At 57.7% G+C, this 19,834-nt stretch carries 16 protein-coding genes; 9 read left to right on the top strand and 7 right to left on the bottom strand.

The window, feature by feature from the left end:
- Nucleotides 1-265: 265 nt before the first annotated feature.
- Nucleotides 266-1,138 carry an HD-GYP domain-containing protein gene (locus COMA2_RS16980; protein ID WP_217490804.1) on the top strand — a complete coding sequence of 291 codons (873 nt, stop codon included), beginning with the start codon at nt 266-268 and terminating at the stop codon, nt 1,136-1,138.
- Nucleotides 1,139-1,456: 318 nt separating this feature from the next.
- Nucleotides 1,457-1,996: a hypothetical protein gene (locus COMA2_RS16975; RefSeq protein WP_090901126.1), complete on the top strand. Its 540-nt coding sequence runs from the start codon at nt 1,457-1,459 to the stop codon at nt 1,994-1,996.
- A 4-nt stretch (nt 1,997-2,000) separates the two neighbouring features.
- Here COMA2_RS16975 and lpxD read toward each other — a convergent pair whose 3' ends face one another.
- The 5 genes from lpxD to COMA2_RS16950 form a co-directional block, all read right to left on the bottom strand.
- On the bottom strand, nt 2,001-3,101 hold the full coding sequence (gene lpxD, locus COMA2_RS16970) for a UDP-3-O-(3-hydroxymyristoyl)glucosamine N-acyltransferase (RefSeq protein ID WP_090901123.1): 1,101 nt from the start codon (nt 3,099-3,101) through the stop codon (nt 2,001-2,003).
- Nucleotides 3,098-3,559, bottom strand: a complete 462-nt coding sequence (locus COMA2_RS16965) for an acyl carrier protein (RefSeq protein WP_090901120.1) — start codon at nt 3,557-3,559, stop codon at nt 3,098-3,100. Before COMA2_RS16965 ends, lpxD begins: the two co-directional genes overlap by 4 nt.
- 79 nt (nt 3,560-3,638) lie before the next feature.
- Entirely contained in the window at nt 3,639-4,895 is a 1,257-nt protein-coding gene (gene fabF / locus COMA2_RS16960; protein ID WP_090901117.1) for a beta-ketoacyl-ACP synthase II, read from the bottom strand.
- A gap of 77 nt (nt 4,896-4,972) precedes the next feature.
- Nucleotides 4,973-6,064: an LPS export ABC transporter permease LptG gene (lptG, locus tag COMA2_RS16955; RefSeq protein WP_090901114.1), complete on the bottom strand. Its 1,092-nt coding sequence runs from the start codon at nt 6,062-6,064 to the stop codon at nt 4,973-4,975.
- Between the two features lie 4 nt (nt 6,065-6,068).
- Nucleotides 6,069-7,160 (bottom strand): LptF/LptG family permease, encoded by a 1,092-nt coding sequence (locus COMA2_RS16950; RefSeq protein WP_090901112.1) that lies wholly within the window; start codon nt 7,158-7,160, stop codon nt 6,069-6,071.
- A 295-nt stretch (nt 7,161-7,455) separates the two neighbouring features.
- On the opposite strand from COMA2_RS16950, the gene COMA2_RS16945 reads away from it, so the two are divergent.
- Together COMA2_RS16945 and COMA2_RS16940 are read left to right on the top strand one after the other, a co-directional pair.
- Nucleotides 7,456-7,674 carry a cold shock domain-containing protein gene (locus COMA2_RS16945; protein ID WP_090901110.1) on the top strand — a complete coding sequence of 73 codons (219 nt, stop codon included), beginning with the start codon at nt 7,456-7,458 and terminating at the stop codon, nt 7,672-7,674.
- 159 nt (nt 7,675-7,833) lie between these two features.
- On the top strand, nt 7,834-9,936 hold the full coding sequence (locus tag COMA2_RS16940; RefSeq protein WP_090901107.1) for a tetratricopeptide repeat protein: 2,103 nt from the start codon (nt 7,834-7,836) through the stop codon (nt 9,934-9,936).
- Nucleotides 9,937-9,962: 26 nt separating this feature from the next.
- Here COMA2_RS16940 and COMA2_RS16935 read toward each other — a convergent pair whose 3' ends face one another.
- Nucleotides 9,963-10,919, bottom strand: coding sequence for a 2-hydroxyacid dehydrogenase (locus COMA2_RS16935; protein WP_090901104.1), 957 nt, complete (start codon nt 10,917-10,919; stop codon nt 9,963-9,965).
- Between the two features lie 117 nt (nt 10,920-11,036).
- On the opposite strand from COMA2_RS16935, the gene COMA2_RS16930 reads away from it, so the two are divergent.
- From COMA2_RS16930 to hflX, 4 genes are all read left to right on the top strand, one after another.
- A complete protein-coding gene (locus COMA2_RS16930; RefSeq protein ID WP_175304684.1) occupies nt 11,037-13,874 on the top strand; it encodes an FAD-binding and (Fe-S)-binding domain-containing protein in 2,838 nt (945 codons plus the stop codon).
- Nucleotides 13,875-13,953: 79 nt separating this feature from the next.
- Nucleotides 13,954-14,232, top strand: coding sequence for a MoaD/ThiS family protein (locus COMA2_RS16925; protein ID WP_090901098.1), 279 nt, complete (start codon nt 13,954-13,956; stop codon nt 14,230-14,232).
- Nucleotides 14,233-14,387: 155 nt separating this feature from the next.
- Entirely contained in the window at nt 14,388-15,668 is a 1,281-nt protein-coding gene (locus tag COMA2_RS16920) for a dicarboxylate/amino acid:cation symporter (RefSeq protein ID WP_090901095.1), read from the top strand.
- 294 nt (nt 15,669-15,962) lie between these two features.
- Nucleotides 15,963-17,351 carry a GTPase HflX gene (hflX, locus tag COMA2_RS16915; RefSeq protein ID WP_090901344.1) on the top strand — a complete coding sequence of 463 codons (1,389 nt, stop codon included), beginning with the start codon at nt 15,963-15,965 and terminating at the stop codon, nt 17,349-17,351.
- 156 nt (nt 17,352-17,507) lie between these two features.
- On the opposite strand, the gene COMA2_RS16910 is transcribed toward hflX, so the two are convergent.
- The gene (locus tag COMA2_RS16910; RefSeq protein ID WP_090901091.1) at nt 17,508-18,194 is read right to left on the bottom strand and encodes a zinc metallopeptidase; all 687 of its coding nucleotides are present in this window, start codon (nt 18,192-18,194) and stop codon (nt 17,508-17,510) included.
- Between the two features lie 344 nt (nt 18,195-18,538).
- Here COMA2_RS16910 and COMA2_RS16905 point away from each other — a divergent pair, with 344 nt between their 5' ends.
- A complete protein-coding gene (locus tag COMA2_RS16905) occupies nt 18,539-19,678 on the top strand; it encodes a geranylgeranyl reductase family protein (protein ID WP_090901088.1) in 1,140 nt (379 codons plus the stop codon).
- Nucleotides 19,679-19,834 lie beyond the last annotated feature (156 nt).

Genomic DNA, 19,834 nt, shown 5'->3' with positions numbered 1-19,834 from the left:
GTGCGTGGCGACATTGTGCTCCGACTCGGATCGGATCCGTTCAGATCAGAGACATATTGGTCAAACATGTCTCGACTGAGGCATTCCGTCGACAAACCCATGCCGGCACAGAGGTGACGTCTTGACAAACTGGTATCACGAGGCAGAGCAGGCGGTGGGGGAGGTCGCGTCTGCCGTTCAGGAACACCGTTCAATATCAGTAGCACGCCTTGAAGATCTTGCAGGAGACGTCGTTGCCTCGCTGCAGCATAACGATGAGCTTGTGGTGGAAGCACTCGCGGGACCGCCCGGGCCGCCACTCATCACGAACCTGATCAATGTGGCCATACTCGGAACGAAAGTCGGGATCGGTCTCGGGTACTATGGAGACGAACTCCACCAGTTGGCGCTCGCTGGATTTGTCCATGACATTGGATTATTTGCCGTGCCAAAATCCGTGATCACGAAATCCGGCCGTTTGACTCAGGAAGAGCGGGCACTCGTCGAGCGGCATCCTGAGCTCGGATATCAGGTCGTTGCGAAGTGCGGACCTCCCTATCACTGGTTGGCGCAATTGACGCGTCAGGCTCACGAACGCTTCAATGGGCAGGGATATCCCAATCGATTGACGGGGAGGGAGATCAGTGAAATGGCCATGATCGTCGGAGTAGTCGATGTTTTTGATGCATTGGTGAGCGAACGCCCCTATCGCCGTCGCCTGCTCCCGCACGAAGCGGTCAAGGAACTTCTCGTCGCTGAACGAAGGGCCTTTCCTCGAGAAATCCTGAAAGCGCTTGTCGAGCAATTATCAGTGTATCCACTTGGGACTACCGTGCGATTGACGACCGGTGAAAGGGGAGCGGTGGCCAAAGTGAACAGCAGTTATCCCCTTCGCCCGATCGTGCGATTGGATGATCAACAGGAACAGGGGGGAGATCGCTCTCATGAAATTGATTTGAGTCGCGCGCCATTGGTGTCGATCGCGGAGATTCTCCATCCGCCCATGGTCGGGCGGATCACATTTTCGGAAGCCTCTCCGCAGGCGGCACCGTCTGCTGCGCCGCCTGCTGTTTCCGATTCCTTCACCTCATTGCTGGAAAGTCTTGACGCAGTTGTATTGACACTGCAAGGCGCGGTGAACGCCAAGAGGGCTTCGTAGAATCTCCAACTCCTGCCCCTGATTGAGCTACGACTACCGAGCGATCGGCGGCCTCACATTCAAGCAGATTCTTCCTGCCTCTGCATAGCTCCATCCACGATCACAGCATGTTGCTCGCATGGCCTTGTGTCGGCCATGCGTGAGTAGACCACAGGGATGTCCAGAAAACACATGGTTTCGTTGAGAGAGGGAGTAATCAACCCATCCTCTATAAGATCGAAAGCTATGAGCCCCTCGTGTTCTCCCCTTTGCTGTGAAGATCCAGATGGTTATAATGCATCGGTCTTTGAGTCGTGTGACTATTGCGGAGGGAATCACGTGCCGAAACTCATCAATGTTCATAATCCGCAGCAGACGATGCAGCTAGCCCAGGAGTACGTGAAGACGTACATCCTCATGCCATCCGGTCTGCTCGGACTGGTCTGTGTGATCGGGGCGGTTGGAGGTCTGGCATATCAATGGCTTGGCACTGACAGCTATTCCTGGGAAACCTTCTATCAAAGTTCAGCATTGTTCATATCAGGCATCGGCTTGGGGGCGGTGCAGACGCTCTACCAACGGTATCTCCTACGGGAGTTTCCCGAAGTTCTGGCGGCTCGCATGAAGGAAGGCCTGAGTCGGCAAAGAGGAACGCTCAAGAAGAGGTCGGAGGCGACCACGATCGAGCATCCAGGACGCCAGTTCGTTCCATTCGCGTATCTGCTTGGGGTCATCCTTTTGGTAGGAGGGACCATTACGACATTTGCCTATGAACGAGTGAGCATCGTGCCGGCGCTCTTGATGCCCTGGGCCGGATACTATTGGGCGAGGCTCTTCTTATGGCGAAGAGTGATCAAGCTCGGAAAGGTAGAGAAATGAGAACCTATTTTTTCCTGGACTGCTTCGCCTTTGATCGCGCGGGTCGACGCACTGGCTCTTTGGCTTGATTTTCAAGGGTGACGACACGCTGTTCCAAGTCTCGCACGAGTTGTTTCAACTCAGGCAATTGGAAGATAACACCCTGGACCCTCAGGGCTTTTTCACGCGCCATCGCGGGACTTCCTCCGACGATCTGGTTCGATTCCACGCTACGATTGACGCCTGATTGCGCCGCGATCATCACCTGATCGCCAATGGTAATGTGGTCGGACAGTCCGGCTTGGCCACCGATCATCACGTGACGGCCGATGGTTGTGCTGCCGGCGATGCCGACCTGCGCAACCAGGATACAGTGCTCTCCCACCGTGACATTGTGGGCAATTTGGACGAGGTTGTCGACTTTGGTGCCTTGCTTGACGAGGGTTCGACCTAATGTCGCGCGGTCGACCGTCACATTGGCTCCCAACTCAACGTCATCTTCAATGACGACACCACCGAGCTGGGGGATCTTATGATGGCGGCCTTGATGCTGCACGTATCCGAATCCATCGGCTCCAATCACGGTTCCACTGTGCACGACCACTCGCGCCCCAAGTGCGCAGCCTTCGCGCACGACGACATTGGGATACAGAACGGAATCGTCCCCAACCCTTGAATCTGATCCGATAAAAACCCCCGGATAGAGCGTGACGCGATTGCCGATTGTCACGCGGTCGCCCAGGGTGACATATGGCCAGATAGAGGGATCGCTTCCGATCCGCACATCCGATCCTTGGGTGACAGACTCGGCAATGCCGCGGGGCGTAGGAACAGGAATGAAAAATTTCTGTGCGACGCGCGCGAAGGCCAACAGTGGATGGTCGACGACGATTTGCGGCACGGCGAGATCAGGCACATGCCGATGGACCAGGAGCGCCGCGACGCGAAGAGTGGCCGCGGCCTTCGACATTTTGTCGTTAGCAACAAACGACAGGGCATGTGAATTAGCTTCGCCGAGGCTTGTCAAGCTGGAGATGGGTGTCTGGTCGTCTCCGTGAATCGTCCCTCCGACCACTTCATGGACTTGTGCCAATGTGATCGGAGAAGGCAGTTGTGGTTTGCTCATCGGGCCGCAACTTTCTTCTTCCTGGACGTACCTGCGGATGTTTTCTTCGGCTTACCGGCCGAAGCGAACTTTACCGCGGCCGCTTTCTTGGGAGACGGGGACTTGGCTGAGGTTGGCTTGCTCTTGGTTTTTGTCGACTTGGCTGATTTCGGCTTGCTGGCAGCAGTCACGGGCTTGGGCGATTCAGGCTTGGACTCCGTTTTCGATTCAGCGAGCCGTCGTTGAACATAGGCCGCTACGGTACCAACGGTGCTCAACCCTGGAAGGTCTTGGTCTGGAATTTGAAGCTTGAACCGTTCCTCGATCTCGAACAGCAGTTCGATGATAGCCACCGAGTCGAGGCCGAGGTCATCACGAAGATGATGGGCCTCGGTAATCGACGCTGGGTCTCGTTTGAGATAGCTGGCCAAGGCCTGAATGATTTTAGCGGCAACCGCAGGATCGATCCGTTCAGTCATTATAGGTACTCCTCCAAGTGGAATGAGGCTCCGCGCATGTGAATACCGCGACGGGACCCTCGATGTCGTTCAACCGTTGTTATGCCACAAATTTCTTGAAGACGACCGTGGCATTGTTACTGCCGAATCCGAATGCGTTCAAGAGGGCGTAACGAACCTTTCGTTCTTGGACGGCACGTGTGATCCCGTCCAAACGGCAGGCCGGGTCCGGTTCCTCGTAGTTTGCCGTGGGGTGGATTTGCCCGGTATGGATCGAAAGGGTCGTGGCCACAGCGCCGATCGCGCCGGCCGCCCCCAAGGTATGGCCGATGAGCGATTTTGTGGCACTGACGGCGAGTTTGTCCGCACGATTCTTAAACAGACTCCTGATCGCTTTGGTCTCAACGGCATCGCCGATCGTCGTGGAGGTTGCGTGAGCGTTGATGTAGTCGACCTGATCCGGTCCGATGCCGGCCGAGTCTAAACCGATCTTCATGGTCGTGGCGATCTCCTGGCCATCTTCCTGGGGAATGACCATGTGATAGGCTTCGCTGGTGGCCGCATAGCCGGCAAGTTCCGCATAGACTCTCGCTTTGCGCTTCTTGGCATGTGCCCATGACTCCACGACTAATGCGGCAGCTCCCTCGCCCATGACGAATCCATCCCTGAGCCGATCAAAGGGACGTGACGCTCGCTCCGGCGCATCGTTGAATTCGCTGGAGAGGGCGCGTAAGGAACAGAACCCGGCAAACACCAAGGGAGTAATGCTCGCGTCGGCTCCGACGGCGATAATAACATCGGCCTGCCCGCTGCGAATGCATTGCAGGGCTTGGCCAAGGGCATGGGCGCTGGAGGAGCAGGCCGTCGAAATCGTGAGATTTGGTCCTTTGGCACCGTGTGCCATGGCGACGATCCCCGACGCGGAATTCAGCGTGATCGTCGGAATGAAATTCGGATGGACACGATGCGGTCGTTGTGTTTTAAAGAGCTGTGTGATTTCACGCTCGCCCATCACCATTCCGCCCATGCCGGCTCCGACAATGACGCCGACGCGATGGGGAGCCTCCTTGGCCATGCTCAGATCGGCATCGGCGAGCGCTTCTTTCGTGGAGACCAAGGCGAACTGCGCGTAACGGTCCACGCGACTGGCCTGCATCGTCGACAAATACTGTTCCGGTGAGAAATTGTGGATCTGTCCGGCGACCCGCGAACGATAGCCGGACATCGGAAACCATCCAAGGGAAGGGATCGCGGAAATCCCCGAGCGCCCCGCAAGGGCGGCCTTCCAGAACTCACTGACGCCGATCCCGATGGGAGAAATCACCCCGAGACCGGTAATTACCACGCGCGAGGCCATGTTTCTCCCTCCTTATGGGCGCACACGGCGCCTTTCTTACCGGAAGACTGATGTACAGTCAACTAGGAAACCTCTCTTTAGTGCCTAACTTTGAGTAATAGATAGAGACCGAAACTGAGAAACAGCATATTGGCCATCCAGCCGGCAAGCATGGGAGCCAACACTCCTCCTCGTCCGAGTGCGATGGCGACGGAGTGTGTCGTCCAGTAGCAGAACCCGACGATGAACGCTTGGCCGATACCGACGGCCATGTTGCCGCCACGGACTCCGCTTCGGCGCAAACTCAACGCAATTCCGACGAGCACCATCACGACCGTCACTAAAGGGAATGCGACGCGACCGTAGTAGTCCGTCAGGAGACGGGCGAACGAAAAACCTTCGTGCCGAAAGCGTCCGAGGTAGTTTCGGATTTCTTGAAACGTCATGGTTTCCGAGTTCCCCACCAGCGAGGAGGAGAAATCATCGGGAATCAACGGAATGCTGATCGCTTGCTCCGTGAACAGCGCCAGCTCGACGATCTCGTCCGATTGAAAGCGGCGATGAGTCCCGTTCAGCAAGGTCCAGCCTTGAGGCGTATACCGGGCTTCAGCCGCTTCCGTAATCCGGTCGAGCGTAAACGGCGGACGAAAATGAAAGATCCGGATACCCCGAAGGGTGGTCCCTGCGACATCGATCTCATTGACCTCCATCAGGCCGTCCGAGCTGATGCGGGCCCAGGGCTGGACGGCTTTGACGGTGACCGGAGCCGGTCGTTGTTCGATCTGGACCGCCCGGATTTCCTCCGCTTTTTCGGACGCGAGCGGAATGACGGTCGAACTGAAGAGAAAGAGAATCATGGACACGCCGGCGGCAAACAGGAGAAAGGGCGAGGTCATCCACAATAAACTGATTCCGCAGCTGCGCATGGCGGTGATTTCGTTGCTGCGCGCGAACAGACCAAGCGTCAACAAGGTCGCCACCAAGATCGCGAACGGAGCGACTTGGAAGGAAATAGAGGGAATTTTCAACGCGAAGTACGCGAGGATCGGAACGATGCCCGATTCGTAACGCAAGAACCGGCGGACTTTCTCGAAAAAGTCGATCACGAGATAGATGGTCACCAATCCGGAAAAGCACATCCCGAATATTTTCGAGTATTCACGAAGGATGTACCGAAAAAGAATCGTCATGTTGCTAGTGCCTGCTCATCCGTAAAAAAAGTGCGACGGTGATGATGACGAAAATAATATTGGGCAACCAGGCCCCCGCAAAGGGATGCAGAATCAGGGCCGTCACCAAAAAGTCGCACCCGACATTGAGAATATAAAACGCGATGATGATGCCCACGCCGACGGCAAACCCGCCGACCCGTCCGGACCGCTTCGAGACGATTCCGACCGGCACGCCGAGCAGACAGAATACAAGCGACGCGGTCGGAAAGGCTAAATCTTTATAGTATTCCATCAGACGCCGAAGAGAGCCGGCATCCTTTCCGCCGGACTCGGCCAGCCGGGCCATGATCTGTTCATAGGACGGGCGTTCTTCGGTGGCCGAATAGTTGCTGAGATTCAGATCGATCTTGAGATCATAACGGGCGAACGCAATCTGCTGATACTGGTCCACCTGATGCGGTCGGCTATGGATGACTCCGTTCACCAGCTGGAGCGCGACCTGCGCATGGGCGGCATCCATGAAAACATGGTATTGCTCGGCCACGATGACGCGAGGTTCTTCGGGCACGCGTTCATCCGAGATAAAGATGCCCTCCGCCGGACGGCCCGGCTCGCCTTCCGGAACATAGATCATCATGCGTGGAATCGGCTCGTTGAAGGTGCCTCGCTCCAACGCCAGCACGAGCTGATCCTTGAGCAGGTTGAGAGCCACCTTTTTGAGATTCAAAGAGCTCCAGGGCTGTCCCCATTGAGACAAGATCAAGGTCAGCGTAAAGACACACAAGGAGAACAGGAGGACGGGCTGCGAGAGTCGAAACAGACTGAGCCCTGTCGCGCGCATGGCGACCAGTTCCTTGTCGTAAGACAACCGCCCAAATGCCGTGACCGACGCAATCAGCCCGGCGATCGGAAGCGTGAGCACGAGACCGGAGGGGAGTAGCATGGCGATCACTTTGAGGACCGCCCAGAAGCCAACCCCCTTGGACACCAGCAGTTCGACAAGACGCAACAGCTCCCTGGTCAACATGACAAAGCAGAGCGCGCCGAGACTGAGACCAAACGGAGAGAGCAGCTCCGTGAAAATGTAGCGATCGAGCAGTGTTCGTAAGATCACAGAATGTCAGGATGGGAGAAATTCTGATCACTATAGGGAAGTCCTTCTCGCCTGTAAACACAGGAGAAAATCTTCCCCATAAAGATTCGCTTGACAGAGCGTGAAGCCTATGTTAAATGCAGCGCGACTTTCCACTCACACGATGGGTTCCGTGAGCGATGTATCACTCCTTCAGGTGCCCGTCCCTTCTACCAGCCAGATTCTTGCCCGGTCCATTTTCAGTTTTGACGATAAGGGCGATTGAGTGGAGCTGCTACGTAGCCAGTCGTAGTTGTTGACAAAAGGAGGGGGTTCAGTGAAGACAAAAGGAACGGTCAAGTGGTTCAACGATCGAAAAGGGTTTGGATTTATCCGGCTGGATAGCGGAGAAGATGTCTTTGTCCACTACTCCGCATTACAAGGAGACGGGTTCAAGACCCTCAAGGAGGGGGAAAACGTCGAGTTTGAGATCGTGCAGGGAGCCAAGGGTCCTCAAGCGGCCAATGTGCTCAAGGGGGAGATCGCCGCGTCGTAAGTCGTCACGTCTTTCCGTGTGGTTCGGTAGAAGAGCTGGTCCTCACAATCGGAGGACCGGCTCCTTTACCAGAGTGCTTGCTGTCTGATTCTTCCATTTTCTAGACAAAAATCCTTAGGACTGTTAGCGTTTGGTTGTTCTGGTCGTGGAGGTATTGTTGTGCCCCCGGATCGAAGTCGAGTTCTTCAACAAGCGCAGCTCCTCGCTTCCCGCGGACAGTACGAAGCGGCCATAGCCGAATGGAAGAAGCTGGCCGCAGATTCTCCCGCCGACGGTACCATTCATAATACGATCGGTGATTTGCAATTGAAACGAAACGCTTCAGGGGAAGCCGCCTCCGCGTTTTTGCAGGCGGCCTCGGCATTCCGAGCCGAAGGCGCGACGCTCAAGGCCATTGCCGCATTTAAAAAAGTCCTGAAATACGATGCCTCTCGCTATGAGGTCTATCGCCACCTTGGAGACCTGAATGTTGAGCGCGGACTCATCAGCAGTGCGGTCCAGGATTACCTCACGCTGGGGAAGCATTACCTGAAAGAGCGCCGCGGAAAAGACGCGCTCGAAGTGTATAAGAAGATCGTCCTTCACGATCCATCGAATCTCAACGCACAGCAGCAGGTCGCCGAACTCTGCGTCCAGGAAAACCAGCAGGATGAAGCGACTACCGTGTATCTTCAGTTGGGCCGTGAACGATCGGCGCAAGGACGATACGATGAGGCGAAAGACGCGTATCTCGCCGTTCTCAGGATCGACCCGACGAACAACGAGGCAACTCAGTTTGTGGAGAGCCTGAAGAAAAGTGGCACCGGATCGATCAAGGCGGTCAAACCAGGGTTTGCTGCGCCGGCACAGAAATCGTCCGAACCGGTCGACCTTCTGGCCGAGGCCGTTCGTCGCATCGACGAAAAGCAGTATGCCGGCGCCGAAGCGATTCTGAACCAAATGCTCACACGAGAGCCAGGGAACCCTCAAGTCTGTCAACTTCTGGCTCGGTTGCACTTGCAACGCGGGGATGTCCAAGTGGCGCTGGGAGAATATCGCTTTTTGGCCGGGGCCGCGTTGCGGGCTCATGACCTCCTGCTTGCTGGATCGTTGATTCAGGAGTTCTTGGCAGCGGACCCGAATTCCGTTCCCCTGTTGGAGCTGAACGGAGAACTCCTCGAAGAACAAGGCGATAGCGGAGGAGCCGCCGTCCAGTATGCGAAGGCCATCGAACTTTTGCTGGAACATCCCGAGCCCGGCATGGAAAGCTTGCATGAGGAGCTCTTTGAAAAGGTGCGAGCGCTATCCAGCGATGATGCGTTAGTGGCTCGTCTGACAGCACGGATGAAGGGAGAGGTCTCAGGCGAACGAAGCGAATCCGCTCAGACTGTATCCGCCGTGAACGCGCCGTTGAACCGCGTCGATTCCCTACCGATCGATAGGGAACTACTAAGCGATGATTCAGATGACGGGCAGGCGGTCCATCCAAACGGTCGGATGAGGGAAACCCAACAATTTTCGCCGGCAGAGGCGGAACCGGACGACGCCCACCCTGTTACCGATGACGGTGGATTGCAGAAAGCCAACGTCGAGCCGAATGCGGCTCTTCACGGGCAAGGTGTGAAGAATACATCGATCTCTGCCTCTTTACCGGCTGCCACGGTGCGGACAGAAACGCCCATGGCTTCGCATCCGTCTCGGCATGAACCGGTAAGAGCGCCGGCGATCGAAAAACCAGTCGCTTTACAAAAGAACGAGGTGCCAAAGGCCGATGTTCCGCCACCTCTTTCACACCCGATCAACCCCGTCTCGGTTCAGGCATCGGTGGACTCAGCGGCTTCCGGCAAATCCGCCGCAGCTCCGCCGGCGACCGTAAAGGAACCGACGGCGGTGCCTGATTACGAGACGCATTATGCGTTAGGTGTCGCGTACAAGAATATGGGGTTGTACGAGGAAGCCAAGGAAGAATTTCGTGCGTCCATGAACAGCGACTCTTACTATCTTGATTCGGCGCTGATGACCGCGGTCTGTCTCAAGGAAGAACATCATCACGGTCAGGCGATTCTTGGATTGGAAACGGTCTTGGCTGATCTTCGTTGCCAAGGGGCCAAGGGGCAAGCCATTCGCTATGAGTTAGGGTTGCTTTATGAAGCGGAGGAACAGTGGGAGAAAGCCGCTCACGCATTCCAATCGATTCCCTCATTCCATGATGTCCCGCAGCGACTAGCCGCCTTGAAGGGGAAACAAGGGGGAGGGGACGTCGGTTTTCGATATGCCTCGTAGGGACCGACCCTCGTTCTCAATCCCGCTCAGTTCACTCGATTCGGCGTTAGGCGGCCTCCCAACACGGCCGCAATATTGTCGAGACACATGAGTCCCATCCGCACACGCGCTTCGAGCGTGGCCGATCCTAAGTGAGGAAGAAGGACCACATTCGGCAAAGCCGTCAAACCGGCAGGGACCATCGGTTCCTGTTCATACACATCCAGCCCAGCGCCTGCGATGGTTTTTGCCTCAAGCGCCGACACCAATGCTGCCTCATCGATGACCGGTCCGCGAGATGTGTTGATCAAGTAGGCGGTTGGTTTCATCAGAGTGATCTCGCGGCGGCCGATCAGGTGACGGGTCGTGTCGGTGAGAGGGACATGGAGTGAAAGAAAATCGGAATTCACAAGAACTTCATCGAGCGGCTGCCATGTCCACGCGAGGCCCGATGAAGTGGGAATGGGATGACGTCCGGCATAGATCACCGACATCCGAAATCCGGATGCTCGTTGCGCGACTGCCTGGCCGATGCGTCCCATGCCGACGATGCCCAGGGTTTTGCCTGAGACGTCGGCACCCAACAGTTGCGTCGGCGTCCATCCGGGCCAGTCGCCGGTTCGAATCCAGGAATCTCCCTCTACCACTCGTCGGGAAACAGCCAGCAACAGGGCCCACGTCAAGTCGGCAGTGGCATTAGTCAGCACATCCGGTGTATTGGTAACGATGATGCTGCGCCGGGTTGCGGCGGACACATCGATATTGTTGTAACCAACTGCGTAGTTGGCGATGACTTTCAAGTTCTTGGCATGAGCGAGTAACGAGGCATCAATACGATCAGTCAACGTACTGATGACGGCATCGGCCTCGGCGAACCCGCGCCGCAACTCCTCCGCAGTCGGGGTCCGATCGGTTGGTTCAGTCAGCCTGAGATAGTGTCGTGGAATGGCGTCCAACACTGGCTGCGGCAAGAGGCGGGTGATATATAAGATGGGACGATCCATCGTGCCGCCTATTGTAGGAGAAATCGGAGTCCACGGACAACGATTTTGGTTCCTCAAGGAATGGACTGACTGGCAGGCTCCTAGGAAAATACATCCTGCTTGTGCATGCGACCCCTTATGAGCTCCTCTTCTCCATTGATCCGACCGACAAGATCTCATGCGATCGCTCATGATCTTCGCGCCCTGTTGGGATCCGACAAAGTCAAAGATGACGGGCCGACGATCACCGCCTATGCGGTGGACGCCAGTATCTATCGCATGCCGCCGCAAGCAGTGGTCCTCGTTGAATCCGACGATGATATCGCCGCGACCATCGGCTATGCCCGGTCGCGAGGAATTCCGCTGACCCCTCGGGCAGCCGGCACCAATCTCACCGGTTCCGCGATCGGTTCAGGAATTATCCTCGATGTCTCGCGTCTCAATCGAATCCTTGAGGTGAATCGAGAGGAGAAATGGGCGCGAGTGCAACCGGGAATCGTCCTGGCGGAATTGAACAGACAGCTCAGCGCCCACGGGCTTCTGTTCGGGCCGGATCCTTCAAGCGGCGACATGTGCAAACTGGGTGGCATGGTCGCCAACAATTCTTCAGGCCCCCATACGCTCCGCTACGGCTCGGTCAAAGACAATGTGCAGAGCCTCCGGTTGTGCCTCGCCTCATCCTCCTGGATCGAGGCGCGATCCTATGCGCTGGCTGATCCAACGCTTGAACGGTTGTTGACGATGGTGCCGGCCCTGCGTGATGTCCTGGTGTTGACGCAGACCCACGCCGACCTCATTGCCGCGAAGCGGCCCCTCGTCAGCAAGAACAGTTGCGGCTACAACCTCTTTGGCATCGCCGACGGATTGGCGAGCGGACGCTTCGACCTGACCAAGTTATTCGTGGGGAGCGAAGGGACGCTCGGCATCGTCAGCGAAGCCACACTCACACTGGTCGACAAGCCCGAGGCCACCGTGACCGCTCTCATTCATTTCAGAAATCTGGAGGAGGTCGGCGAGGCGGTCCCTCGGTTGCTGACCCTCATGCCCAGTGCCTTGGAAGTCATGGATGCCAACACGCTCAACCTCATCGGGCGAGGGAAACATGGGATTCCGGCCGAGGCGTCCGCCACTCTGTTGCTCGAGCTGGATGCCGATTCACTCAAAATCGACTTGCGTGAGCGGGCTGAAGCCATAACAGCAATCTGTGGGCCCTACAAGCTGGCCTCGGAACCCACGCTCGCGTTCGATGCAGAACGGCGGGAACAGCTCTGGAAAGCGCGAAAGGCCTTGTATCCGACTCTCTATCGATTCGACCCGAAGAAGAAGCCGATCAATTTCGTCGATGATGTCGTCGTGCCGGCTGAGCGCATCAGCGAATTGATCCGCTATCTGGAGGACTTCTTTGAGGGCCAGCACGTCCCGGTGGCCGTCTTCGGCCACATCGGAAACGGGAATGCGCACATCGTCCCTCTGTTGGATGTCAACGACCGCGGCGACTTCGAGAAGATGGTGCAGGCCTATCAAGACGTCCATTCGACTGTGCTGAATCGGTTCGGCGGATCGATTTGTGGCGAACACGGTGACGGCCGCGTTCGGGCCGAGTTCGTGAAGCGAATGTTCGGCGACGAACTCTATGACCTCTTTGTGCAGGTTAAGAAAGCCTTCGATCCTGAGAACGTACTCAACCCCGGCATCAAGCTGAGCGACGCCTCGTTTACCGACCATATCGACTACACCAGGCTTTCCAAGTCCTGCGCCACCTGCGCCAAGTGCAATTCGGTATGTCCCGTGTACGACGTCTTTCAGTCGGAGGACATGAGCGCGCGCGGCTGGTTCGAAATCGTCACGGCGAAGGACTATAGCTATCTGAATTCCAAACGCGTGGTGGAGGCGTGCCTCAACTGCAAATCGTGCCGTACGATCTGTCCCGCCGGCGTGGATGTGTCCGACCTGATTCTTCAGAAACGGGCAGAGCATCCCAACCGGTTGGCGGGATGGATTTTCAGGCACCAGGCGAAGAGGGTGAACTTTGAGGCGGTGCTCCACATTCTGGCGAGTACGCAGGCCGTCTGGGATCGCCCCTTCTTCAGAAAGCTGCTCGAACGGATCACCAGGCCGATCATGAAGCGGTTGGCTCCGACCGCTCGCTTGCCGCATGACCTCGTGCTGCCCAAATTGGCCCAACGGCACTTGCGTGAACGGTATACACATTTGATCCCCGATGAGTCGGACTCACCGCCGACACGTCGGGTAGCCTATTTCCATGGCTGTGCCGCAAACTATTTCGATGATGGGGTGGGAGATGCCGTGATCGAAGTGTTGAAGAAACACGGAGTCGAACCGGCACTGCCGCCGCAACGCTGCTCAGGAACCCCGATTCAAACCTATGGCCATGTCGATCTGGCGCGCGACGGAGCCAGATTCAATGTCCGGTCTTTCATTCCCTACGAAACGATCGTGACCGGCTGTGCTTCCTGCACACTGATGCTGAAAGACTACCCCGCGCTCTTCCCAGAGGGCGAGGAACGGCAGAGAGCCGAAGCGTTGGCCAGGAAGGTGGTGCATATTTCGGAGTTCGTCGCCCGCTCAACCCAGCACCCTCCGATGGCCACAGCCGGTGAGACGACGAAGCGCGTCACCTATCATTCATCCTGCCACCTGAGGGCCGCGGGGGTCACAAAAGAGCCGAGACAAGTTCTATCGTCATTGCCCGGCGTCGACTTCGTCGAGATGCAGAGCGCCGATCGCTGCGCCGGAGGCGCAGGCACCTACCTCGTCAAGGATTATGACACATCGCAGAAGATCTTCGACCGGAAAGCCCGCGCCATCTCACAAACCGGGGCGAACGTAGTCGCCACCAGTTGTCCGGCCTGCATGATTCAGCTGAAAAATGGATTAGGCGAAGCCGTCGAAGTCAAACATGTCGCCCAGCTCCTGCAAGATGCCTATCAAGCGGCTGAGCGCGAGAACAGCTGAGTCCGCCCTCACTCATCGTGTATAGTACGCGGAGGTTTTTGCGAGCGACGGGATATCCGATTAACGTCTTGGGGGTTCGATGGTATCGGTCCAGGTATTTGGCCAGACTTTGCGTGCGGTCATCGAGGAGAGCGAACTTGAGGTGCCGGTGACCGGCCCGACCACCGTGAAACAACTGATCGAAGCCCACCCGGCACAACTGGGCCCGTTGCTGCGCTATATAAAGAACCGTGAGGCGCTCATCACCATCAACAAGAAAATCGGCTCGGAGGATTCACCGGTTCGCGACGGCGACATCGTCAAACTGTCGTTCCAATCCCGTACGTCTTATGACGGCACCAGAGACATTCCCACCTGATCAGTGGCAACTCCGCAGACCGGTTCTTCATCTCGCCGCTCCAAAGAGTGGCTTACAGATGAGTGAACTGGATGGCGACGACTTCCGGCTTCCCGATCACGGACGTGGTTTCTTTGAACGGAATCAGTTAAGGTCCTGCGACCCACGCGATCACGATGCACGACACATCACGCCGCAGTCCGTTCCCACTGTATGCCCAAGTCCTCGTCGCCGTGATCGGCGGCACGACGCTGGGCGTCTTCTTCGGCCAGGAGCCCTATCTGGGCGGCCTGCGTAACGAGCAGCTCGGAAAACTTGGCCTCTGGGTGGTCTGGGTCCTCAAAACGCTCGCCGTTCCACTCATCTTTGTGGCCATCCTCGACTCGTTGATCCGAACCTCGCTTCCGTTACGCCAGGGAGCAAAGCTGCTGACCATCTGTCTTATTAACGTCTCCGTGGCGATGCTCATCGGCCTGACCATCATGAATCTCTGGCAGCCGGGGAAATCGTGGCAGGGCCACGTCGAAGATCTGCTCCATGTGGTGCCAGGGACGAGTCTCAAGATCACCGTCACGCCGTCCGAGCATCCCCTGGAAGACTTGCTGGCCTATATTCCTCGGACGATCGCCGATCCGTTTGGGAGCAATAACATCATCGGTGTCGTGCTCATGGCGCTCGGGATCGGGATCGTATTGCGGTGGGCTAGAACGAAGGACGGTCAGGCCGGCGGATTGCTTGATCAGGTCGCCTGGGCCATTGAGCGGACCTACGGCTGGCTTGTCACGATTCTCTGGTGGGTCATCCTGGTCATTCCGTTTGCGGTGTTCGGTGTCGTGGCGAATATCGTCGGCAAGTCCGGTGTCGGAGTCTTCTCTGCCCTCTGGATCTTTCTCGTGGCCATGCTCCTCGGCCTGGCGGTGCATGGGCTGGTTTACTATCCGCTCGTTGCCTGGTGGGTGGGGAAGAAATCCCCAAGGGTTTACTTGGGGAAGGGGGCCGATGCCATTCTGACGGGAATATCATGTAACAGCAGCCTGGCCACGGTACCGGTTACGCTCCGCTGCCTCGAACGGATGCAGGTGTCGGCGCAATCGGCGCGCCTCGCCGCCTGTGTCGGAACAAATCTCAACAACGACGGCATCACCCTTTACGAAGCGATGGCCGCGCTGTTTCTCGCCCATGCGCTCGGCTACGACCTGCCGATATCGAAGCAGATCGTGATCGTCGTTGCCTCCATCATCGCCGGCGCCGGTGTGGCCGGCATTCCCGAAGCCGGCATGATCGTCCTGCCGCTCGTCCTGTCCGCTGCAGGTTTGCCGGACCAGGTCATCCTCGCCGCCATCCCCCTCATCATGACCGTCGACTGGATCATCGCCCGCGCCCGCTCCGGCGTCAACATCATGAGCGACATGCTCGTCGCCATCCTGCTCGACGTCGGAAAGACAGCCAGGCTCTGATGCGCTGCCGCCTCCTCGTTGACAGTCGGTTAATGCGCTGCCCACTTCCTCAAGATTCCTCAAATTCTCGCCTCTCATTTCTTGCCTGCCACCTAAGTCAGACGGCTCCGCCGCTCCGTTTCGTCGCAGGCAAGGCATTGGAATCTTGAATCGTGTATACACCTCTCTGAGGCAACGCCACCGACACAACGAACAACCTCGTCGCGCGCTCAATATGGCGCGCGAGCTGCCTTGAAACCTCAATTCCCTGTTAAGATGAAATCCTTCATGATGTCGTCAAAGGAAAACCAAGCCATGTCGACTCCCTCTCAATCCCGTGTCGTTCTTGTGGCGATTCAAACCCCTCGTGTCTCCAGGGAAGAGCTGGACAGCTCGCTGCAAGAGCTCACCCGCCTGGTGAAAACCCTCGGGCACCATGTCGTCGGCCGGGTGATGCAAAAACGGAGTTCCGATACATTTTCGACGGTCCTGGGCCAGGGCAAACTCGCCGAACTGGCGCGGTGGACCGGTGGGCTCGGCACTATCGCGGCATCGTTTGAAAGGCCGATGCACAAAGCGGCCTCGAAGCGCGCGGCCGCGGCAGCGGACGAAGCGGAAGACTCGGAAGAAGGGGAATCGGATGAACCAAGCGAGACGTCACCCGTTCCTCGCCAACAGGCGCAAATCGTCATCGTGGACTGTGATCTGTCGCCGTCACAATTGAAGAATCTTGAACGTGCCGCCGGCGTGCCGGTGCTCGATCGGACCGGTGTCATCATTGAAATTTTCAGTCGACATGCGCGGACCCGAGCGGCCCGACTCCAGGTGGAGATTGCGAGGCTCAATTATCTGGCGCCACGGTTGCGTGAAACTGGCGGCGGCAGCGAGCGGCAGAGCGGAGGGATCGGCGGCAAGGGGGCGGGAGAGACGAGTCTTGAGCTCGATAAGCGCAGAATTCGCGATCGGATCAAGGCGCTCCGAGCGGAATTGGCGGCGATCGGAGACGAGCATCACACGCGCCGCGCGAGGCGGGAACACGAATTGACGGTCGCGCTCGTCGGGTACACCAATGCCGGGAAATCATCGCTGATGCGGGCGATGACGGGCATTGACGTGCTGGTGGCCGACAAGCTGTTCGCCACGCTCGATACGACGATCCGGCCGCTGCATCCTGAAACACGTCCCAAAGTGCTCATGACCGATACGGTAGGATTCATCAAAAAGCTCCCGCATGACCTGGTGGCGTCGTTCAAGTCGACGCTTGACGAAGCGGCCGGCGCCTCGCTGGTACTATTTGTCGTTGATGCCTCGGATCCGTCTTTTCGGTCCCAACTCGACGTCACGCGGACGGTATTAGCCGAAGTGGGAGCCACGGATATTCCCAGCCTCCTGGTCTTGAATAAACAAGACCGTCTCGGACCGGATGCCCTCGCGTCATTGAAGGTGGAGTATCCCCAGGCCTTCTTCCTTTCCACGAGAAGCACGGACGATCTGAACGCGCTACGTGAGCGGATCATGCGGCACTTTGAGAACGAGATGATCGACGAGGAATTCCGTCTGCCGTTTACGGCTCAAGCGGTCCTTGCGGAGATTCGCGCTCGGATGCGGATCTTGTCTGAAGACTATGATGCCGAGGGATTCACGATACGGGTGCGATCGACCCCCGAGAACCTGACGATGATCAAAAAGAAGCTCGCGCGATAGGTGTGGATCTCCTCATCACGCGACCGAAATACTATCCCCAACAGCAGCCTCGGGCTGAATAACAGGATCGGGTAGCTGGTCCCGCCACCCGCCATCACCGACTCTCGCAAAATAACGTTGGACCAGGTGCAATGAGAGCGCGGGAGCCTGTAAAGGCTATCGTCGGAGGAAGGCGATCCAGCGCCACAGGTTCAGCAGACTGGCGAGGGAGGCCGCCACGTAGGTCAGTGCGGCGGCGGTGAGGATGCTTCGAGCCCCCCGCTCATCATCAGGCGACAAGTACCGGCCTTGTCGGAGGACGGGAAGGGCACGCCGGAAACTGGCATCCCACTCGACGGGAAGCGTGACGAGGTGGACCAGCGTGGAGATCCCCATCGTGGCCATCCCGGCCATCAGAACGACGACACTCGCCACCGGAGTGCGGGCAACCGCCGCCGCGATGGGAATCCCCATCATCAGAATCGCCCCGACCTTCTCCGCGCCCTGCGCGACCCGCACGAGCTTCGTGCGTTCCGCCAAGGGCTGATACCCCAGGTGGTCTTGAATAGCGTGCCCGACCTCGTGAGCGGCGACCGTAATTGCCGTGAGGGATTTTCCATCGAAGATCGCGGGAGTGAGGCGGACCGCTTTGCTGACCGGATCGTAGTGGTCGCCCGTCTCGGTCGGTTCCACTTTAATGTGTGGCAAGTCAAACCGATTGAGCAGGTGCCGGGCCAATTCTGCTCCGGTTCCCGGATAGTCCGGACGGGGCGCGCTATGCTTCGCAAACACCCGCCTGGTCCAGAGCTGCGGCCCGAGCATGACCAGACCGACGATGATCAAGAGCAGAATGAGACGCACCATGGTATCCCGATTTCCCTACCGCGCTTGTTGAACAGAGGGACCCAGCCAAGGCTACCGACCCACACGGTTGTGGGAGGGCCTTCTCCCCCCACAGGCTACCACACTTGACGACGGAACAGGACATGACCGTTCACCGAGGCGCAACGTTAGACAGGTCTCGCCCGCATCGCTGAATGAATTGCCATCTATATTGTGCGCGGATGATCTTTTCCCATCGGCGCCCGATAGGGTATCCTACCGCGATCCAAGAACAGAGGGGTGTTTCGTGAAGCGCGCAGCCACATGTGTGTCGACTCAGGTGAGGCAGGTCAGACATCCCATTTCGACAGACTCAGGCGCGAGAGATGTCTACCATGTATGACGTCATTGTAGTCGGCAGTGGACCGGCTGGGTCTTGCGCCGCGTGGCGCCTGGCTCAGGCCGGCGTGGCGGTCGCCGTCATCGAGAAGGCCTCGCTTCCGCGGTACAAAACATGCGGTGGCGGGATCGTGGGACGGACCCTGCAGGCCTTGCCCTTGGATATGCGCCACGTGGTCGAGCAGGACTGCCATACCGCGCAGCTCAATCTGCCTGCCGGATTGTCCTTCATCACCCGTCGACCGACTCCCATCGTTTCCATGACGATGCGCGATCAGTTCGACTATGCCCTTCTTTCCGCAGCCCAAGCAGCGGGAGCAGCTGTTCACCGACAACGCGCCGTCGAGAATGTGTCGTTCCACGGCGACTTCGTCACGCTCACCACCAACGGAGGCTCGATGAAGGCCAAGTTCGTCATCGCAGCCGACGGCGCGCTCAGCACCGTTGCCCGAACCATGGGAATGGCCGATGGACGCGTCCTCATTCCGGCGCTCGAGTACGAAGTGACGGTGCCTCATGACCGGTTGGACGGGTTTCAGAACATAGCGAGATTTGATTTCGATCTGCTGCCCCATGGATATGCGTGGGCCTTTCCCAAACGACGGCACCTCTCGATCGGCGTCCTGTCGACGAGGCAGCGGGGGGCTGATCTCAAACGCGCGATGGCGCGCTATCTCGACCTGCTCGATTGTGGATCGTTCACTCACGTCGAGCGACATGGCTTTGTCATTCCCGTTCGACCGCGACGTGGACCGTTCGTCGCGAAGCGCATTCTGTTGGTCGGCGATGCCGCGGGCTTCGCCGATCCTGTGACCGGGGAGGGGATTTCATTCGCCGTTCGAAGTGGTCTGATGGCAGCGCAATCCTTGATTGAGGCGCATCTTGAAGAAGAGTCCGCACGGCAGACATATGCCAGCGCGCTGGCGGAGACGATTCTTCCGGAGCTGCGAAGAAGCCGATGGCTGGCCCGACTGCTGTACGACTTTCCTCGCGTTAGATCGTTCGCATTCTCTCAATATGGGCAGCGCCTCTCCGAAGCCGTCACGGATGTGATGGCCGGAACGCGGACCTATCGAGACCTACGGTTCAAACCCCGCACACTATTCCGACTGCTGAGGCCAAACTAGTTGCGGAGATCAGCATGCAGGCCTGCTCGGTCACACGATGGTCAGGTCTGAGAACGAACGGACTTGATATTGGAAGTCCTTTCCGTTTGCGCTGTACCAACAGGTCTTATTGTTTTAGACTGCACCCATGAGTGATCGGTCAGCCGTTGTCTTTTC

This window comes from Candidatus Nitrospira nitrificans, assembly GCF_001458775.1.
Taxonomy (GTDB): Bacteria; Nitrospirota; Nitrospiria; order Nitrospirales; family Nitrospiraceae; genus Nitrospira_D; species Nitrospira_D nitrificans.
The sequence above is the reverse complement of the archived record's forward strand: the minus strand, read 5'-3'. Positions and strand labels throughout refer to the sequence as shown.